Here is a 16,524-nt window from a genome sequence, read left to right on the forward strand (position 1 = left end):
CATGACACCAGAATCGGTCATGATGATGGGCACCGAGGCGATGAAAGTCGCACTCGCGCTCGCTGCCCCACTGCTGCTGGTTGCGCTGGTCACGGGCCTGGTTATCAGTATTTTGCAGGCGGCGACACAGATCAACGAAATGACGCTCTCCTTTATCCCGAAAATCATCGCCGTGTTTGTCACGATTGTGGTTGCCGGGCCGTGGATGCTGAATTTACTGCTTGATTACATGCGCACCCTGTTCAACAACATTCCCTATATCATCGGGTAAGCCGACTTATGTTGAACGTCACCAGCGATCAGTGGCTGCATTGGATCAGTATGTATTTCTGGCCACTGCTGCGCGTGATGGCGTTAATTATGACCGCGCCGATCCTCAGTGAATCGCGTATTCCGCGCCGGATAAAAGTGGGGCTGGGGATGGTGATTACCATCGTTATCGCCCCCACCTTGCCGCCAACGCCGGATGTACCGGTATTCGCCCCGGCGGCGCTTTGGCTGGCGCTACAGCAGATCCTGATTGGCGTCGCGCTCGGTTTTACGATGCAGTTCGCCTTTGCGACCATTCGTACCGCCGGTGAGCTGATTGGCCTGCAAATGGGCCTCTCTTTCGCCACCTTTGTCGACCCCACCAGCCACTTAAACATGCCGGTGCTGGCGCGCATCCTCGATATGCTGGCGCTGCTGCTGTTCCTCACGTTTAACGGGCATTTGTGGTTAATCTCGATGCTGGTTGATACCTTCCACACCCTGCCGATTGGCGGTAACCCGGTAAACAGCAATGCGTATCTGGCGCTGACGCGTGCGGCAGGCATGATCTTCCTCAATGGGTTGATGCTGGCGTTACCGGTTATCACATTGCTGCTGACCATTAACCTTTCCCTTGGTTTACTGAACCGCATGGCACCGCAATTGTCGGTGTTCGTGATTGGTTTTCCCGTTACGTTAAGCGTTGGGATTTTACTGATGGCGGCAATGATGCCGTTAATCGCCCCTTATTGTGAGCGATTATTCAGTGAGATTTTCAATCTGTTAGCTGATATTGTTAGCGAACTTCCACAGAATAGTAATCCCTGACTTTAGTAATGCCTTTCTGAGGATATTCCTAAAGTTAAATTTGAAAAACATCCCCCACCATATATCTGGCGCGGCTTATTTGTTTTTAGCCTTCTCACATAACGCAACATTTACTTTACTTTAAGATGATTCCTGGCAAATTATACCTAACTTTACGGGATAGTGGGTTCGCCTGAAGTTTCGCGTCGTACTTCAGTAATATAAGTTTTTCCTGTATGGCTTCTGAAGCTTCTGGCGGGTGGTGAATTATCGTTACGCATTGAGTGAGGGTATGCCATGTCAACGATTATTATGGATTTATGCAGTTATACCCGGTTGGGATTAACAGGGTATCTGACAAGCCGGGGGGTTAAAAAGCGAGATATCAACGACATCCAGACTGTTGATGAACTCGAATCAGCTTGCGCCACACTCCAGCCAACCGTGGTGTTTATTAATGAGGACTGCTTTATTCATGACCCAAGCAGCAGTCAACACATTAAGCAAGTCATTAATCAGCATCCCCGTACACTTTTTATTGTGTTTATGGCTATCGCCAATATCCACTTTGATGAATATCTTTTGGTTCGCAAAAACTTATTGATTAGTTCTAAATCAATCAAGCCTGAGTCGCTGGATAATATTCTGGGAGATTGTCTCAACAAAGAGAAAAAAAGCGTTGGGACCATTAACTTACCAACACTTTCACTAAGTCGTACCGAGTCAAGCATGTTGAGAATGTGGATGTCCGGGCAGGATACGATTCAAATCTCCGATCAGATGAATATTAAAGCGAAAACGGTATCATCACATAAGGGTAATATTAAAAGAAAAATTAAAACGCATAATAAGCAGGTTATATATCATGTAGTGCGGCTAACAGATAATGTTACCACCGGTATATTTGTTAATATGCGTTGAGGATATTTTTTATTTATTCACCCTCCAGGCGGAGGGCGAAATATTAATCTGCACGTTCTACAAATACGCCGTCCGGGTGGTCTTTTTCATTAAAGAACCAAATCCCGAGCGGGTAATCTTCCAATGAGACCAGGTACATCGTACCTTCATTAAACGCTTCGACAGCCAATACCACCCCCGGACGGCGTGGACCCCCGTCCGTTTTGACCGTAACCCGATCGTTAACTTTCATAAGTACCCTCCTCTCGCATTTACGCCAGTGTAGAACAAAACCGCAGCCCTGACAGCGTGCCTGCGTTTAGCTGGCGATTTTTTCTACCGACTATACTTAACACTGCATTTATGAAGGAGGTGACGGCGTGAAAACAGTCAAAGAGTACAGCGAGACCGCAAAGCGGGACGTGCATATCGATGTTGATGCCCTGCTGGCTGCGATTAACGAAATCAGCGAAAGCGAAGTGCATCGTGTCGACGACGAAGATGGCCAGCGCGTGAGCGTGGATGGTCGGGAATATCATACCTGGCGGGAACTGGCGGAAGCATTTGAACTGGACGTGCATGACTTCAGTATTACGGAGGCGAATCGCTGAAGAAAACATCCCGGCCGCCGAAACGGCCGGGACAAACTTGCTCTCGCAAGAAGCACTTAAAATTCGTACACCAGGGAATCTGATGTGGGGACAACTTTATAGATAAAACGTCCACATGACAAGAAATAACTATAAATCAATGAATTAGCAGATACATCTGTATTCTACTGCATACAATGCGCGACAAAAGTCTCCCGACTCATACTGCCAAAGGAGCTCACTATGCCGAGCCTGGACGACCCGTTACTGATCTTTTCTGACATAGAAGGAACGCTGCTGGATAGCCACACCGGTGAATGGCAACCCGCTGCCGGGTGGCTTGCGCGCCTGCGCCAGCGCCAGATACCAGTGATCCTCTGTAGCAGCAAAACCGCGGCAGAAATGATCGCTGTGCAAAACATGCTGCAACTGCAAGGTCTGCCTTTTATTGCCGAAAACGGCGCGGTGATTCAGTTAGATGAACACTGGCAAGATCATGACGACTACCCAAGGATTATTACGGGTTCCCCCCATGCGGAAATCGCCCGTGTGCTGACTCAATTACGCCTGAGCAATGGCTGGAAATTCACAACCTTTACAGAGCTGGATGAACATGTGCTGGCAGAGTTAACAGGCCTTACGCCTGCGCAGGCTACTCTCGCTAAGTTGCAGGAAGCCTCTGAAACCCTGATCTGGCGCGACAGCGATGAACACATGGCCGCCTTTGATGATGCGCTGGCGCAACTGGGCTTACGTGTTGTTCAGGGAGCCCGTTTCTGGCATGTGCTGGATGAGCGCGGCGGAAAAGATCAGGCCGTAAACTGGCTGACCCGGCAATATCGCCATTACCGGGGTAAACGCGCTGTCACGGTCGGGCTGGGTGACGGGCCAAACGATGCGCCGCTACTTGATAACGTTGACTACGCCGTGGTGGTAAAAGGCCTTAATCGTCAGGGAGTAACGCTGCGTCAGGATAGCCCGCCACGGGTTTATCACACGCAACAAGAGGGAGCTGCGGGCTGGCGTGAAGGTCTGGATCACCTCTTTGGCATCACATCCACTGAACAGACCTGATTGCGACCACTGTTTTTCGCCCGGTATAAGCGGCTATCGGCGACGGATTGCAGATATTCAAAATCGTAATTGCCGTTTTCCTGCGCATCGCAGACGCCGAGGGAAACCGTGATGCGCAATGTCGTACGCTTGTGGATCAGGATCTCTTTACTTTCAATGCGCGAACGGATGTGCTCGGCAACCTGTACCGCCTGCTCAAGTGTGCTGTCCGGTAATAAAATACAGAACTCCTCGCCGCCGACGCGCCCGGCAACATCCTGCTCTCTGAGGGAACTGCTGATAAGCCCGGCGGCGTGGGATAGTACCAAATCACCAGCCTGATGGCCGAACTGGTCATTGACGCCCTTAAAATGGTCAATATCAAGCTGAATGATTGAGAAAGGCCGTCGCTGAACCCGCGCTTCTTCAGATAACACTTTCGCCTGCTCAAAAAACGAGCCCCGATTATAAAGGCGCGTCAGCGGGTCGAACCACGCCTGCCATTGCAGCGTGTGTTGCATGCTATACAAGTTGGTCACCATTCTGCGGATGACCACCCAGGAAAAAAGCAACATGCCGGTAAACAACACCCACAACAGCGAGAGCGCAATGCTGATACGCCCGAAATCCCCGGAGAGGCCTTCCTGCAAAGAGTGAATGCGCACCAGCACGCCGCCAAAATGTTTAAGTTTTTGCCAGCTCACATAACGGGTGCCCAGATGCAGGCCACCGACGGTATCGCGTGTCATGTCTGCTTGTAGCTTAGCGATCTCATCCTGATTAAACTCACCGCTGGCATTCTGTTGCGGTTGCGTACTGGTCAGCAGCCGGAAATGGTTATCGTAAAGCTGATACTCCCCGCCATCCTGCTGGAGTTGTACGCCAACCAGTAACGGCTTAATCGCACTCAACGGGAAACTCATGACCAGTACACCGTACCAATAGTATTCATAATCAAGCGGCACACTGGCGGCAACAAAGCTGTTGCTTTCTGAGTTGGTAAAAAACGTGAACCAGCGAACCCCACGCGCGCGGTTTTTCTGCAGCTGTTGGCTGCTAAACCAGGGGCGCGTTAATAAGCGGTAATAGGTAGAAATAATGTCCTGCTCATGCTCAACCGCGCGCGTAGAGAGGAAAAAGCCCGCACGTGAGAAATAATAAGCCTGACGCGGCAACATAGAGGCCTCAGAGGAGAGGCGAAACAGGTAGCCAAGTTCCATTGCCGCCGTGAGTTCGTTGTGCAACAGCTCCTCGTCGCGACGCAGCAGCTCGCTCTGTTCAACCAAAGCATCGGAAACGCCGTAAATGGGCAGCGTCCGGCTGTTATCCAGCCCAATCTGCCAGTACGGTAAGGCACGTTTACGATCAAACTCGCCCTGCACGGAATTTAACGCTTCAAATCCCAACGGCGTTTGCAGGGCGGCCTGCATCCCATTTCGGAAAAAGAGCAACCGGTCCACACCGACCTGAAACTGCATATCCAGCGCATTACTGACGTTTTCCAGCGCGCTACGCTGGCTGGCGACATAAGCCCCCTGCAGCACAATGACTTCACGCCACGTCAGGATCGTCGAGCACACCATCACGATCACAAAGCAAAGGTTGACCACCTGAGCCGGAACAAAATAGCGCTGCAGTTGTTTAAACGACCTGGGCTGTTTTACGACACGGTTCTGCCGCACACGGGCTCCCTGAAATCTCTGTGAGTGCTCTTTCGCCCCGCTCGTATTTTATCCGGCAATAAAAACGCCCAGCAATGCCGGGCGTTTTAGTGGTTATGCTTCTTCGTGGATCCGCCGCCTGTCGCCAGGCATCAGCTCATCTTCACGAAAGGCTTCCCGTTTGACGCCGTAGCCGTCATACCAGCGGCACTCAACCATACCGCTGGCATAACCGGTAACAATCATGAGCGGACCACCCTTTTTACTCTGCACTTCATCGCTGACCAAAAAGACCATTCTTGCCTCCGGTATCAGGGCGAAACTTTTTCACCTTAGACGAAGTTACTTAAATTTGCATAATCCCTGCCGCGAGATTTTATTTTTCACCGCCACGTAAACGTTCCACACCTTTCAAAACCGCGACCACCACGGCACCAATCACAAAGCCCAGCACCAGGTTGGCCGCCATCGGTGTCAGCGCCTGTAGCAGTGCGGGCTGGCTCGCGGCAAAATGTTCGATAGCGTGATGTAACGGCGCAATACCATGTACCACAATCCCGCCACCGACCAGGAACATTGCCAGCGTACCAACGACAGACAGGATCTTCATAAGCCAGGGCGCGGTGAATAACAACCCTTTCCCCAGCCCTTGCGTCAGAACGCCCGGTTTCTCTACCAGCCAGTAGCCCATATCATCGAGCTTCACGATGATACCCACCAGCCCGTAAACACCAATGGTAACCAGCACCGCGATACCCGACAGGATCAGCACCTGATTCAGCAAAGGCGCGTCGGCAACGATGCCAAGCGTGATGGCAACAATCTCGGCAGAGAGAATAAAATCGGTGCGCACCGCGCCTTTGATTTTATCTTTCTCGAACTGCTGCGGATCCTGCGCTGCCAGCGCCTCCAGACGCTGCTGGCGCGCCTCCGGGCTCTCTTTATGTTTACGCGCCTCAAACGTGTGCAGCACTTTTTCCACACCTTCAAAGCATAAAAATGCGCCGCCAAGCATCAACAAAGGTGTAATGGCCCAGGGGATGAAGGCGCTAATCAGTAACGCCAGCGGGACGAGAATCACCTTATTCAGCAATGACCCACGCGCGACGCTCCACACCACCGGCAATTCACGATTGGCGCGCACGCCGGTGACTTGCTGCGCGTTAAGCGAAAGATCGTCGCCCAGCACACCGGCGGTCTTTTTCGCCGCCAGTTTGCCCATCACTGAAATATCATCCAGCAACGTCGCAATATCATCGAGTAATGTTAATAAACTACTTCCTGCCAAAATGTCTTCCTTTTGAATTTATGATGTCACGCTTCTCAGTATGATGGAAAAAGTCCGGGACGAAAATCACCACCTTGAGTCAACAAAAATTTAACACTTCTTTCGCAATTAACCACTCGCCAGGCCGATAGTTTTAACGTTTACTATAAGCCTCTTATCTTTTGCCGTGGTGGGTTATGCGTTTCAGGCAGGTTTTACCGCTTATTGGCGCGCTTTTCGCGCTCTATATTATTTGGGGTTCCACGTACTTTGTTATTCGCATTGGTGTTGAAAGCTGGCCGCCGTTTATGCTGGCCGGTACACGCTTTTTATCTGCGGGCGTCATTCTGACCAGCGTCTTATTACTGACCGGCCATAAATTGCCGCCGCTGCGCCCGATGCTTAATGCCGCACTGATTGGCGTGCTGCTGCTGGCGGTGGGCAACGGGTTTGTGACCGTCGCCGAACACCAAAATGTGCCATCGGGAATTGCCGCTGTTGTTGTGGCGACCGTTCCGTTATTTACCTTGTGTTTCAGTCACTTTTTCGGCATTAAGACGCGAAAACTTGAATGGTTTGGCATAGCCATTGGTCTGGCAGGCATTGTTTTACTTAATAGCGGCGGGAATTTAAGCGGTAATCCGTGGGGGGCCGTGTTGATTCTGGTCGGTTCGCTAAGCTGGGCATTTGGCTCGGTATACGGTTCGCGCATTGAACTGCCGGGCGGCATGATGGCGGGCGCAATCGAAATGCTGGCCGCAGGCATTGTGTTGTTAGCGGCTTCGGCATTGAGTGGCGAGCGCCTTAGCGCAGTACCGCCACTTTCCGGTTTCTTTGCCGTCGGTTATCTGGCGCTCTTTGGCTCCATTATCGCCATCAACGCCTATATGTATCTGATCCGCAACGTCTCGCCTGCCGTTGCCACCAGCTATGCGTATGTCAATCCGGTTGTCGCCGTGCTGCTCGGCACAAGTTTTGGCGGGGAACATCTCTCATCCGTGGAATGGCTGGCGTTGGGCATTATTATTATGGCGGTGGTACTGGTGACGCTGGGTAAATATCTCATTCCGGCGCGCCCGATCGTTACGCCTTGCGAGGCAGAGAAGTAACCGTCGTCGCATGGATCCCCTGAGTGTCGATCTGCGCGGTCTGTTGACCTTCGCAGATCCACTCCTCCAGCCGTTCACTTAGCGCCTCGTCGCTAAGTTTTAGCCGCCCCCGCAGCGCACACTCCCAGACCACCAGCACTCGCCAGCCCTGCTCCAGCAATAACGCCGTGTCGCGTGCATCGCGTTCAACGTTTTTACCAATCTTTTCCAGCCAGAAATCCGTGCGCGTGGCAGGCACTTTGAACAGATAACAGGTGTGGTGATGCCAGAAGCAACCGTGGGTAAAGATAACGCAGCGATAATCGTCGAGCACAAAATCAGGCCGCCCCGGCAAGGCGGCGTCCTGGACACGAAAATCGAGTTCCAGTGAAGCAAGACACGCGGCAAGCCGCTTTTCAATCGCCGTATCCTTTGTGCCGATGGCGCGCATATTTTTACTGCGCGTCGCTTTATCATGCACATCCGCCATCACGCGTCTCCGTCAGGCCAGATGAAAACCAAAGCGGCGCAGCACCTCTTCATCAACGCGCTGGTGATCGCCTTGCAGTTCGGCGCTGAGTTTCGCCATAAAGTGCACTAAAAAATCCGCGTTGTGTTCGGCAAGTTTACGCCCTTGTTCAGTCTGCATGGTGGCGGGTAATTTCAGCAGCTTGCAACGAAAATGATCGAGAGCGAAGGCTTTATCATCCAGTTCACGTTCGGCGGCAAACGGATCTTCGCCATCAAATAAGGCCGCTCCCATTGAGCCGGAAACGGCAAAAACGCGTGCCAGGCCAATCGCCCCCAGCGATTCCAGCCGATCGGCATCCTGAACAATTTTCGCTTCCAGCGTTTGCGGGGCAATGCCGGCGCTGAAGCTGTGCGCTTCAATGGCATGGCGCACGCCAGCCACGACGTGTTGCGGGAAATCAGGAAACTCGCTTGCAAGAATAGCCGCCGTTTTTTCTGCGGCCATCACTGAGGACTGATGACGCTGGGGGTGATTTTTGGCAAAGCTCACAATGTCATGAAAATAACAGGCGGTCAGCACCACCAGCGCATCGACCTGCTGGCCCTGCATGAGCGTTTGTGCTGTTTTCCAGACCCGACGAAAGTGTGAGACATCATGCGCGGCGTCGCCGTGGTTGAAATGCTGAGAAATCCATTGGTCAAAACGGTACTGCCAGTCGATTACATTCATGCTTGTTCCCGTCAATGAAAGCCCTTACCTGCTGTTTCAGCCATCCGGATCCTGCGGACGTGTGTACCAGGCAATAGCGCCAAGTATCGCACCCACGACGGCTAACACCAGCACGCCAAAAAACGAATTCAGCCAGCTCCCGGTCGCGGTACCCACAGTGCCAGTATTAAACCCGGCCGGCAAATTTGTCTGGCTGACTGGCCAGATATCATTAAGCACCGACCAGACAAAATAGACGCAGAAAATCCAGAACACCCAGAGTGCCAGTTTGCCACCAAGGCTGCGCACCGCTTTATCGTCCATAATGGTTTTTTCCGCATGGGTTAAGGGATGAAAGGAAGGAAATGGTTCCGACATAAATGTGACAACTCTCTCATCATATCGCCAGTTGATGAATTTTAAAGATATATCAGCGAGACTGATGAATCCCCTCACCTGCAACGGCCGCAGACCGCCAAAGAGTGTGCAACACGTAAATGACAAACAGACGTAACGGGATAAAAACTAATAAGAAAAAGTGTAATTAACGCGCGTGCAGTGATATTTCCAGACCGCGGGAAAACGCTACAAAAATTAATGGTAAAAGCGGCAATCATTTCTATCGATTATGTTAAGAAAAGGTTATAAAATGTGCAAATGCAAGAGTGGAAAAGCAACTGTGACGGGAGTCGTTGAAAGCGAAGCGCGTAACTGTTTGAATAATGGCGGAGAGAGGGGGATTTGAACCCCCGGTTGAGTTGCCCCAACTACGGTTTTCGAGACCGTCCCGTTCAGCCGCTCCGGCATCTCTCCGTTCAGATGGTTGCCATGATGCCAGGTAATTTGGCATTTTAACAGACCCTGTCCCGTTAATTTGGTTCAAGTGGCGAGTTTGCGAGCAAAACGATGATTAAGTGGCCCTGGAAGACAAGGGAATCTGCCGAAGGTGCAGAATACCCCTGGGAAGAAGCGTTAAATGCCCCTGTGTTAGCAAATTTGTCGCCGGAGGAACAGGAGAAACTTGTTCATCTGGCTGACCGCTTTTTGCAGCAAAAACGCCTGGTTCCGTTGCAAGGATTCGATCTGGATGCGCTGAAAAGCGCGCGCATCGGCTTACTATTTTGCCTGCCGGTGCTGGAGCTTGGCCTTGAATGGCTCGATGGCTTCCACGAAGTGCTGATCTACCCGGCGCCGTTTGTTGTTGATGACGAGTGGGAAGACGACATTGGCCTGGTGCACAATCAGCGCGTGGTTCAGTCCGGGCAGAGCTGGCAACAAGGCCCTATCATCCTTAACTGGCTGGATATTCAGGACTCGTTCGACGCTTCCGGCTTCAATCTCATTATTCATGAAGTGGCGCATAAACTGGATACGCGCAACGGCGATCGCGCCAGCGGCATTCCGCTGATTCCGCTGCGCGAAGTGGCCGGCTGGGAACACGATCTGCGCGCCGCGATGGACAATATTCAGGATGAGATTGACCTGGTTGGCGAAAGCGCGGCCAGCATCGACGCCTACGCGGCAACCGATCCGGCAGAATGTTTTGCCGTGCTTTCCGAGTATTTCTTTAGCGCGCCAGAGCTGTTTGCTCCCCGCTTCCCGGCGCTGTGGCAGCGCTTCTGCCATTTTTATGGCCAGGATCCGCTAAGCCGTCTGCGCGGGCAGGCGGGCTGCGATAACGAAAGCGCAAGGCAGGTACATTAAAACGCCGCCTGTGTTTTAATTCGCCAATTGAATCAGTGTGTTAAATTTAGTGTTGACACTCAAGTACTGGGCCAGTAGTATGCGCCCCGTTCACACGATTCCTCTGTAGTTCAGTCGGTAGAACGGCGGACTGTTAATCCGTATGTCACTGGTTCGAGTCCAGTCAGAGGAGCCAGATTCAAAAAAGCCTGCTTTTAAGCAGGCTTTTTGCTTTTCAGGCCTGGCAACGTGTTGCCCCCTTCCCTTCAGCCGTTACTTCTCTTTTTCCGTACAGCGAGCGGCCTGATTTACACACATTCCAGCTCGCGCGAGAGAATAAACAGCCACCGGCACACGGAGGTCACGCGCAATCATCGTCGCGATTACGCGGTGGGTACTGTGCCGCCATCGATAACGTACTCCGTACCCGTGATTGCCGCCGCGCAGGATGAAGCGAGGAACACAATGAGATTCGCGACTTCCACCGGTTTTGATGGACGCCCCAGCGGAATGCCACCGAGCGAATCCATGATGATTTTCTTGCCGCCTTCGTAATCCGTTCCTGCCTGATGCGCGAGCCGTTCAGCCAGCGCGACAGAGGCTTCCGTTTCAATCCAGCCGGGTGCGACACGCAGCACGCGGATCCCTTTTGGTGAGACCTCTTTCGACAGGCTTTTACTGTAGGTCGAGAGTGCAGCCTTTGCCGCGGCATACGCTGTTGTCGATTCCGGCAACGGCAGTTCGCGCTGGATGGAGGTGACATGAATAATAACCCCCGCTCCCTGCGCGAGCATGCCGGGTAAAAGTGCTCTGTCGAGGCGGACCGCAGGCAGCAGATTGAGATTCAGTTCCTGCTGCCATTCCTCTTCGCCTAACGCCGCAAAACCACCCGCGGGCGCTGTCGAGCCGCCAACCACATGAACAATAATATCAACACCGCCAAAGCGGCTCTGCACCGCCTGCGCGACGCGCTGACAACCTTCAACCGTTGTCAGATCGGCCGCCACAAAGTGATCCGCTAACGATTCATCAGGCTGGATCCGCGCGGTGGTTAACACTTTCGCCCCCTGTTCATGAAACAGGCCAACAACCGCCTTTCCGACACCTTTAGTGCCCGCCGTGACCAGAACGCGTTTTCCTTGTAAGTTCAGATTTATGCTCATCAGACGATCTCCAGTGCGGCAATCTTCCCGTCCAGCAAAGTGAACGCATGGCTAAGTTGCACCGGGCTGCCGGGAAAATTGCCCGCCACATGCGAGGTCACCGTTAACCGTGTTCCCTCATCAGCAACCCGGATCGGTTCAACGGTGTACTCAAACGCACTCTGCACGTCGCGTTGCCAGGCCTGGATAGCGTCAAGGCCACGATGGGTCTTATGTTCATCGATAACCACGGCATCAGGCGTAAAACAGAGGTTAACGTTGGCGATATCTGCGCCATTGCTGATGGCGAAGTAGGTAGCAACAGCGTCGGGTAGTGACAAAGACATGATGAGAGGCTCCTGTGGTTTGCGGTGCTCTCATTTTCACCATATAGTGTCAAATCATCAAGAACGCACAAAAAAGTTAGTAACAGGCTTATGAGTAAGATTTATACCCCCGATACCGCCGCACTTGGCGTCGAACAGGTGCTGCGATTACTGGAAGGCCGCTGGAAGCTGGTCATCCTGTTTCATTTATTTGATGGAAAAGTGCAGCGCTACTCCGATTTCAGCAGGCTTATTCCGGGCATTTCGCAAAAGATGTTAAGCCAGCAACTAAGGCAGCTTGAAGCGGATGGCATCGTGTCGCGCAAGGTCTATCCGCAGATCCCGCCGAAGGTGGAATACCGGCTGACGGAGTGGGGCCAGGCCCTGTGCCCGGCGCTGGATGCCATGCTGAAATGGGCAGAAAAACGCGACACCTTCCCACCGAATGAGCCTTAAATCCGGCATTCACCTTTTCCTTCGTTCTGCCCCAGCCTGCTGCGCGCTGAACCGTTCTGTCGCGCAGCGGACAATTCTTCTTTTATTGGCTGCACTCTCCAGCACATACCGCGGCCTTCATGTGCCATGCTAAAGAGGTTATTACTCAAATAATGGCGCGCAAAAAAGCGGCCATTCGCTGCAAAACCCTTTAGCACTGACGTATCCGCAACAAAGAGGAAAATAATGATCACCTTATGCAACGCGTGCGGCACATCGTATGAAATAACTGACACGCCCCCACACCGGTGCACTATCTGCGAAGATGAGCGCCAGTTCGTGCCGGTAACCGGGCAGAAGTGGGTTGATTTCTCCACCCTTCTGGCCTCGCATGTCAATAAATGGCAACAACACGAAAGCGATCTCTTCAGCATTAAAACCGTGCCTGATTTCGCGATTGCGCAGCGCGCTTTTCTGCTGCGAACAGCGCAGGGCAATATCCTGTGGGACTGCATTTCCACCCTCGACGACGCCACAAAAACGCTGATCGCCTCTCTGGGCGGGCTCAGGGCTATTGCTATTTCGCATCCTCATTTCTATACCACCATGCAAGACTGGGCTGACGTATTTGACGCCCCGATTTATCTGCATGAACGCGATCGCGAATGGATCATGCGCGACAGCCCGCACATTACCCTCTGGGATGGCGACACCCTGCAACTGACCTCAGACGTAAGTATCATGCGCCTTGGCGGTCATTTTGCCGGCGGCTGCGTCCTTCACTGGGCGCGGGATGATGGTGTGCTGCTATCCGGCGATATCGTTCAGGTCACGCCAGGCGCTAATGCCGTCTCCTTTATGTGGAGCTATCCGAATATGCTGCCGCTGCCGGCAGAGACGGTTCGTGAAATAACGCGCCGGCTGGATGCGGTGAAATTCGCGAAACTCTACGGCGCGTTTGAAGGGCGGGAGATCGCGCACGATGCTGCGGAAATGGTGCGCCGTTCAGGTGAGAAATATATCGCTTGCCTGCGCTAAGCGATTGTTTATCTATCCGTCCGTGCTCGCTTGCACATAACGCACTGCGACCCTTGATTTCAATACACTAATTGCATGGCAACCCGGCGTTTCGGATCCAGCCCGGCGAGGATTTCCTCTGTTAGCACCGCTTTCAGCCGGGGTGAAATGGCGTTGCCTTCAACGATGTCAAAACCCAGCGAAGCGTAAAAAGGTGCGTTGAAGGGCGCATCACGATCGGTCGTCAACGAGGCACCGTTTAAACCGCGCGCTTTGCCTTCCGACAAAAGCGCGTGCATCAGGCACCGGCCAATGCCCTGCCGCTGCCAGTCCGGGTGAACATCCGCTTCGGCAATGTGCAACCAGTCTTCCCTAATCACGGCACCGGCAAACCCGACGGGAATATCGTCCGGTGCAAACGCGACGAGCAATACCCCTTCCCTGCACAGCTGGTGCAACGCTTCCAGGCTGTTAGCGACAGGCGTTCCGCTCACTGCACCCGCCTCGCGCAGGGTTTCAAACGATGCAAGTTCGATGGCTCTTAACGCCGCAAAATGCTCGCTTCGCGCTGGTCTGATTGTGATATCTGTCATCTGAATGTTCCCAAAGGTAACAAGCGTTAAGCCTGAGCGACACGAGAGCGTCAGGCGTTCCCGCGCCGTCTCGCGCCCGGTATTGTACATCCCGCATGCGCCAGCACAATTTTCACGCTGCGCCCTCACTCTTTGTCGCTTATTTACATCGTTTCATTTACTTACATAAAACGCTCACCAGGAAATAATCCATTCACGTAACTAATAGAATATGAATCGTGTTAGTGATTTTAGCCGTGATGGTCGATTCGCCGTTCTTCCCCGAGAACGGCTTTTTTTTGGGTTTTGACAGGAGGGTAAGTTGATGTTCCAGTCTGCGGTTGTTTTCCTTTCGTCACTGTTCATGTGCGGCAATGTGTTTGCAGGCTCCGTCGCCTCGGTGTCGCTCAGCACACTTTCATCAGCACTCAATGAACGCATGCTGATCATGAAAGACGTCGCCAGTTACAAGGCACAGCACCACTCCCCCGTGGAAGATGTCGGGCGGGAACAAAAAGTACTGGCAGAAGCAGTGAAAAATGCCCAGGACGCGGGTCTGGATCCCGGTTCCGTGGAGCCTTTTTTCCGCGCATTAATGAACGCCAGCAAGGCCGTTCAGTATCGCTATCTGGCCGACTGGTTAGCCACACCGGATACCAGCCACTCGGCCAGAAGCCTGGACGCGACCCGGCAACAGATAAATCAACTCGATAGCCAGTTGCTCACTGCCATCAGCCAGCGACTGCTCACCGGCCCTTTCACTGAAGCCGACACCGCATGGCTGTCGGCACAAATTATGGCGCCCAATCTCAGCGAGGCGGATAAAAACAACCTGCTTGCCGCTTTACGCCGTATTCATCGCGTACGTTAGTCATCAATGCCGTAGGCAATGAATAACACGGATACCTGGCCTGCCAGGCGCATGACAGGCCGGGCATCCGATAAGAAGATTAACGGCTTATGGCCGGCGCCTGCGGTGTAACATCGACCGACCGAATACCACACATGCAAATCATTCAACAACCGAATAATCTTCTGCGCATTAACGCCCCCTGAGTTAAATTCCCCCTTTCATGCCGCCCGCTCTGCAAAAGAGTTTTCACCTGTCCACTGTCGCTGTAGTCTCAATAGCGACTTTTTTAGCTGCGTACGATGTGAGTAACCTTTTCTCCTATTAAAACTAGAAAATTTTGCAATTTTGAGGAACGGACAGAACAACTATGGACTCCACGCTCATCACAACCCGCCCCGATGAAGAGGTACCGCCACTAAATCGCGCCCGCCGTGCAGCCTGGGGCAGCTTCGCTGGCGCAGTGGTCGACTGGTTCGATTTTTTACTGTATGGCATCACCGCCGCGCTGGTGTTTAACAGCGAATTTTTCCCGCAGATAGATCCGGCGATGGGCACGCTTGCTGCTTTCGCCACGTTTGGCGTCGGATTTTTATTCCGCCCGCTCGGTGGAATTGTCTTTGGTCATTTCGGCGATCGTCTCGGTCGCAAGCGAATGCTGATGATGACGGTCTGGATGATGGGGATCGCCACCGCCTGTATTGGTATTCTGCCCTCTTTTGCCACCATCGGCTGGTGGGCACCGGCGTTATTGGTCATCCTGCGCGCCATTCAGGGTTTCGCCGTTGGTGGCGAATGGGGCGGCGCGGCGCTGCTGGCGGTCGAAAGTGCGCCCTCCGGCAAAAAAGCCTTCTATAGCAGCGGCGTTCAGGTCGGATATGGCGTCGGGTTATTGCTCTCCACGGGGCTTGTGTCGCTCATCAGCAGCCTGACCACCAACGAACAGTTTCTGAGCTGGGGCTGGCGTCTGCCATTCTTGTTCAGCATTGTACTGGTGCTCGGTGCGCTGTGGGTGCGTAACGGCATGGCGGAATCGGCCGAGTTTGAACGAGCGCAGACGCAACAACCGACGCAAATAAAAAAACGCCCGCCCGTATTTGAAGCGCTGTTTCGCCATCCAGGGGCGTTTTTGAAAATTATCGCCCTGCGCCTGTGCGAACTGCTGACCATGTATATCGTCACTGCTTTTGCGCTGAACTACTCGACGCAAAATCTGGGTTTACCGCGTGAGCTGTTCCTTAATATCGGCTTGCTGGTCGGCGGGATAAGTTGCCTGACCATTCCGTTATTCGCCTGGCTGGCGGATCGTTTTGGACGGCGGCGCATCTATATCACCGGCGCATTGATCGGCGCGCTGAGCGCCTTCCCGTTTTTTATGGCGCTGGAAATGCGCTCCATTTTCGGCGTGGTGATCTTCTCGTTACTGCTGGCCAATATCGCTCACGATATGGTGGTTTGCGTACAGCAGCCGATGTTCACCGAAATGTTCGGCGCGGGTTATCGCTACAGCGGCGCGGGTGTTGGTTACCAGGTCGCCAGCGTGGTTGGCGGCGGGTTTACGCCCTTTATTGCTGCCGCGCTGCTGAACTTTTCCGGCGGTGAGTGGCATTCCGTCGCCATTTATCTGCTGGCAGGCTGTCTGCTCTCCGCTCTGACAGCGATGCTGATGAAAACACCGCCGCACGCGCATCAATAAAAAAAGCC

General features: G+C 53.1%; 21 protein-coding genes and 2 tRNA genes. 12 read left to right on the forward strand and 11 right to left on the reverse strand.

Going from position 1 to position 16,524, the window contains the following annotated elements; translation table 11 throughout:
* Position 1 precedes the first annotated feature (1 nt).
* The 3 genes from fliQ (at position 2) to rcsA (ending at position 1,977) form a co-directional block, all read left to right on the forward strand.
* Entirely contained in the window at positions 2–271 is a 270-nt protein-coding gene (fliQ, locus tag H650_RS04760) for a flagellar biosynthesis protein FliQ (RefSeq protein WP_017458379.1), read from the forward strand.
* A gap of 8 nt (positions 272–279) precedes the next feature.
* Complete coding sequence (fliR, locus tag H650_RS04765) at positions 280–1,077, forward strand: flagellar biosynthetic protein FliR (protein WP_020454202.1); 798 nt, start codon at positions 280–282, stop codon at positions 1,075–1,077.
* Between the two features lie 276 nt (positions 1,078–1,353).
* Entirely contained in the window at positions 1,354–1,977 is a 624-nt protein-coding gene (gene rcsA / locus H650_RS04770) for a transcriptional regulator RcsA (protein ID WP_020454203.1), read from the forward strand.
* A 43-nt stretch (positions 1,978–2,020) separates the two neighbouring features.
* Here the strand turns inward: rcsA and dsrB are convergent, their stop codons facing one another.
* Positions 2,021–2,209 carry a protein DsrB gene (gene dsrB / locus H650_RS04775; RefSeq protein WP_017458382.1) on the reverse strand — a complete coding sequence of 63 codons (189 nt, stop codon included), beginning with the start codon at positions 2,207–2,209 and terminating at the stop codon, positions 2,021–2,023.
* A gap of 127 nt (positions 2,210–2,336) precedes the next feature.
* Here dsrB and yodD point away from each other — a divergent pair, with 127 nt between their 5' ends.
* Positions 2,337–2,567 carry a YodD family peroxide/acid resistance protein gene (yodD, locus tag H650_RS04780; protein ID WP_017458383.1) on the forward strand — a complete coding sequence of 77 codons (231 nt, stop codon included), beginning with the start codon at positions 2,337–2,339 and terminating at the stop codon, positions 2,565–2,567.
* Between the two features lie 222 nt (positions 2,568–2,789).
* On the forward strand, positions 2,790–3,620 hold the full coding sequence (locus H650_RS04785; protein ID WP_020454204.1) for a mannosyl-3-phosphoglycerate phosphatase-related protein: 831 nt from the start codon (positions 2,790–2,792) through the stop codon (positions 3,618–3,620).
* On the opposite strand, the gene dgcQ is transcribed toward H650_RS04785, so the two are convergent.
* From dgcQ to H650_RS04800, 3 genes are all read right to left on the reverse strand, one after another.
* Positions 3,584–5,281: a cellulose biosynthesis regulator diguanylate cyclase DgcQ gene (gene dgcQ / locus H650_RS04790; protein ID WP_020454205.1), complete on the reverse strand. Its 1,698-nt coding sequence runs from the start codon at positions 5,279–5,281 to the stop codon at positions 3,584–3,586. The two genes, H650_RS04785 and dgcQ, sit on opposite strands and share 37 nt — an antisense overlap.
* Positions 5,282–5,374: 93 nt before the next feature.
* On the reverse strand, positions 5,375–5,557 hold the full coding sequence (locus H650_RS04795; protein ID WP_020454206.1) for a YodC family protein: 183 nt from the start codon (positions 5,555–5,557) through the stop codon (positions 5,375–5,377).
* Positions 5,558–5,636: 79 nt separating this feature from the next.
* A complete protein-coding gene (locus H650_RS04800; RefSeq protein ID WP_020454207.1) occupies positions 5,637–6,548 on the reverse strand; it encodes a DUF808 domain-containing protein in 912 nt (303 codons plus the stop codon).
* A 176-nt stretch (positions 6,549–6,724) separates the two neighbouring features.
* Here H650_RS04800 and yedA point away from each other — a divergent pair, with 176 nt between their 5' ends.
* Positions 6,725–7,636 (forward strand): drug/metabolite exporter YedA, encoded by a 912-nt coding sequence (yedA, locus tag H650_RS04805; protein ID WP_020454208.1) that lies wholly within the window; start codon positions 6,725–6,727, stop codon positions 7,634–7,636.
* Here yedA and H650_RS04810 read toward each other — a convergent pair.
* The 4 genes from H650_RS04810 to H650_RS04825 form a co-directional block, all read right to left on the reverse strand.
* The gene (locus tag H650_RS04810) at positions 7,611–8,105 is read right to left on the reverse strand and encodes a very short patch repair endonuclease (protein ID WP_020454209.1); all 495 of its coding nucleotides are present in this window, start codon (positions 8,103–8,105) and stop codon (positions 7,611–7,613) included. The two genes, yedA and H650_RS04810, sit on opposite strands and share 26 nt — an antisense overlap.
* A gap of 12 nt (positions 8,106–8,117) precedes the next feature.
* Positions 8,118–8,816 (reverse strand): phosphohydrolase, encoded by a 699-nt coding sequence (locus H650_RS04815; RefSeq protein ID WP_020454210.1) that lies wholly within the window; start codon positions 8,814–8,816, stop codon positions 8,118–8,120.
* A 36-nt stretch (positions 8,817–8,852) separates the two neighbouring features.
* Entirely contained in the window at positions 8,853–9,119 is a 267-nt protein-coding gene (gene drpB / locus H650_RS04820) for a cell division protein DrpB (protein ID WP_020454211.1), read from the reverse strand.
* Between the two features lie 399 nt (positions 9,120–9,518).
* Positions 9,519–9,608 (reverse strand) — tRNA-Ser (locus tag H650_RS04825).
* 93 nt (positions 9,609–9,701) lie between these two features.
* Between H650_RS04825 and mtfA the strand changes: the two genes are divergently transcribed.
* Both mtfA and H650_RS04835 read left to right on the forward strand, forming a co-directional pair.
* Positions 9,702–10,499, forward strand: coding sequence for a DgsA anti-repressor MtfA (gene mtfA / locus H650_RS04830; protein WP_020454212.1), 798 nt, complete (start codon positions 9,702–9,704; stop codon positions 10,497–10,499).
* Positions 10,500–10,598: 99 nt separating this feature from the next.
* A tRNA-Asn gene (locus H650_RS04835) sits at positions 10,599–10,674 on the forward strand.
* A 187-nt stretch (positions 10,675–10,861) separates the two neighbouring features.
* On the opposite strand, the gene H650_RS04840 is transcribed toward H650_RS04835, so the two are convergent.
* Both H650_RS04840 and H650_RS04845 read right to left on the reverse strand, forming a co-directional pair.
* Positions 10,862–11,641 carry an SDR family oxidoreductase gene (locus tag H650_RS04840; protein WP_020454213.1) on the reverse strand — a complete coding sequence of 260 codons (780 nt, stop codon included), beginning with the start codon at positions 11,639–11,641 and terminating at the stop codon, positions 10,862–10,864.
* Entirely contained in the window at positions 11,641–11,967 is a 327-nt protein-coding gene (locus H650_RS04845) for a nuclear transport factor 2 family protein (RefSeq protein WP_020454214.1), read from the reverse strand. Before H650_RS04845 ends, H650_RS04840 begins: the two co-directional genes overlap by 1 nt.
* A gap of 90 nt (positions 11,968–12,057) precedes the next feature.
* Between H650_RS04845 and H650_RS04850 the strand changes: the two genes are divergently transcribed.
* Together H650_RS04850 and H650_RS04860 are read left to right on the forward strand one after the other, a co-directional pair.
* Positions 12,058–12,402: a winged helix-turn-helix transcriptional regulator gene (locus tag H650_RS04850; protein WP_020454215.1), complete on the forward strand. Its 345-nt coding sequence runs from the start codon at positions 12,058–12,060 to the stop codon at positions 12,400–12,402.
* Between the two features lie 225 nt (positions 12,403–12,627).
* The gene (locus H650_RS04860; RefSeq protein WP_044489402.1) at positions 12,628–13,419 is read left to right on the forward strand and encodes an MBL fold metallo-hydrolase; all 792 of its coding nucleotides are present in this window, start codon (positions 12,628–12,630) and stop codon (positions 13,417–13,419) included.
* A gap of 59 nt (positions 13,420–13,478) precedes the next feature.
* Here the strand turns inward: H650_RS04860 and H650_RS04865 are convergent, their stop codons facing one another.
* The gene (locus tag H650_RS04865) at positions 13,479–13,991 is read right to left on the reverse strand and encodes a GNAT family N-acetyltransferase (protein ID WP_044489682.1); all 513 of its coding nucleotides are present in this window, start codon (positions 13,989–13,991) and stop codon (positions 13,479–13,481) included.
* A 304-nt stretch (positions 13,992–14,295) separates the two neighbouring features.
* Here H650_RS04865 and H650_RS04870 point away from each other — a divergent pair, with 304 nt between their 5' ends.
* Both H650_RS04870 and shiA read left to right on the forward strand, forming a co-directional pair.
* Positions 14,296–14,841 carry a chorismate mutase gene (locus H650_RS04870; RefSeq protein ID WP_020454219.1) on the forward strand — a complete coding sequence of 182 codons (546 nt, stop codon included), beginning with the start codon at positions 14,296–14,298 and terminating at the stop codon, positions 14,839–14,841.
* Between the two features lie 349 nt (positions 14,842–15,190).
* Positions 15,191–16,516: a shikimate transporter gene (gene shiA, locus H650_RS04875; protein ID WP_020454220.1), complete on the forward strand. Its 1,326-nt coding sequence runs from the start codon at positions 15,191–15,193 to the stop codon at positions 16,514–16,516.
* Positions 16,517–16,524 lie beyond the last annotated feature (8 nt).

The organism is Enterobacter sp. R4-368 (genome assembly GCF_000410515.1).
Lineage (GTDB): Bacteria > Pseudomonadota > Gammaproteobacteria > Enterobacterales > Enterobacteriaceae > Kosakonia.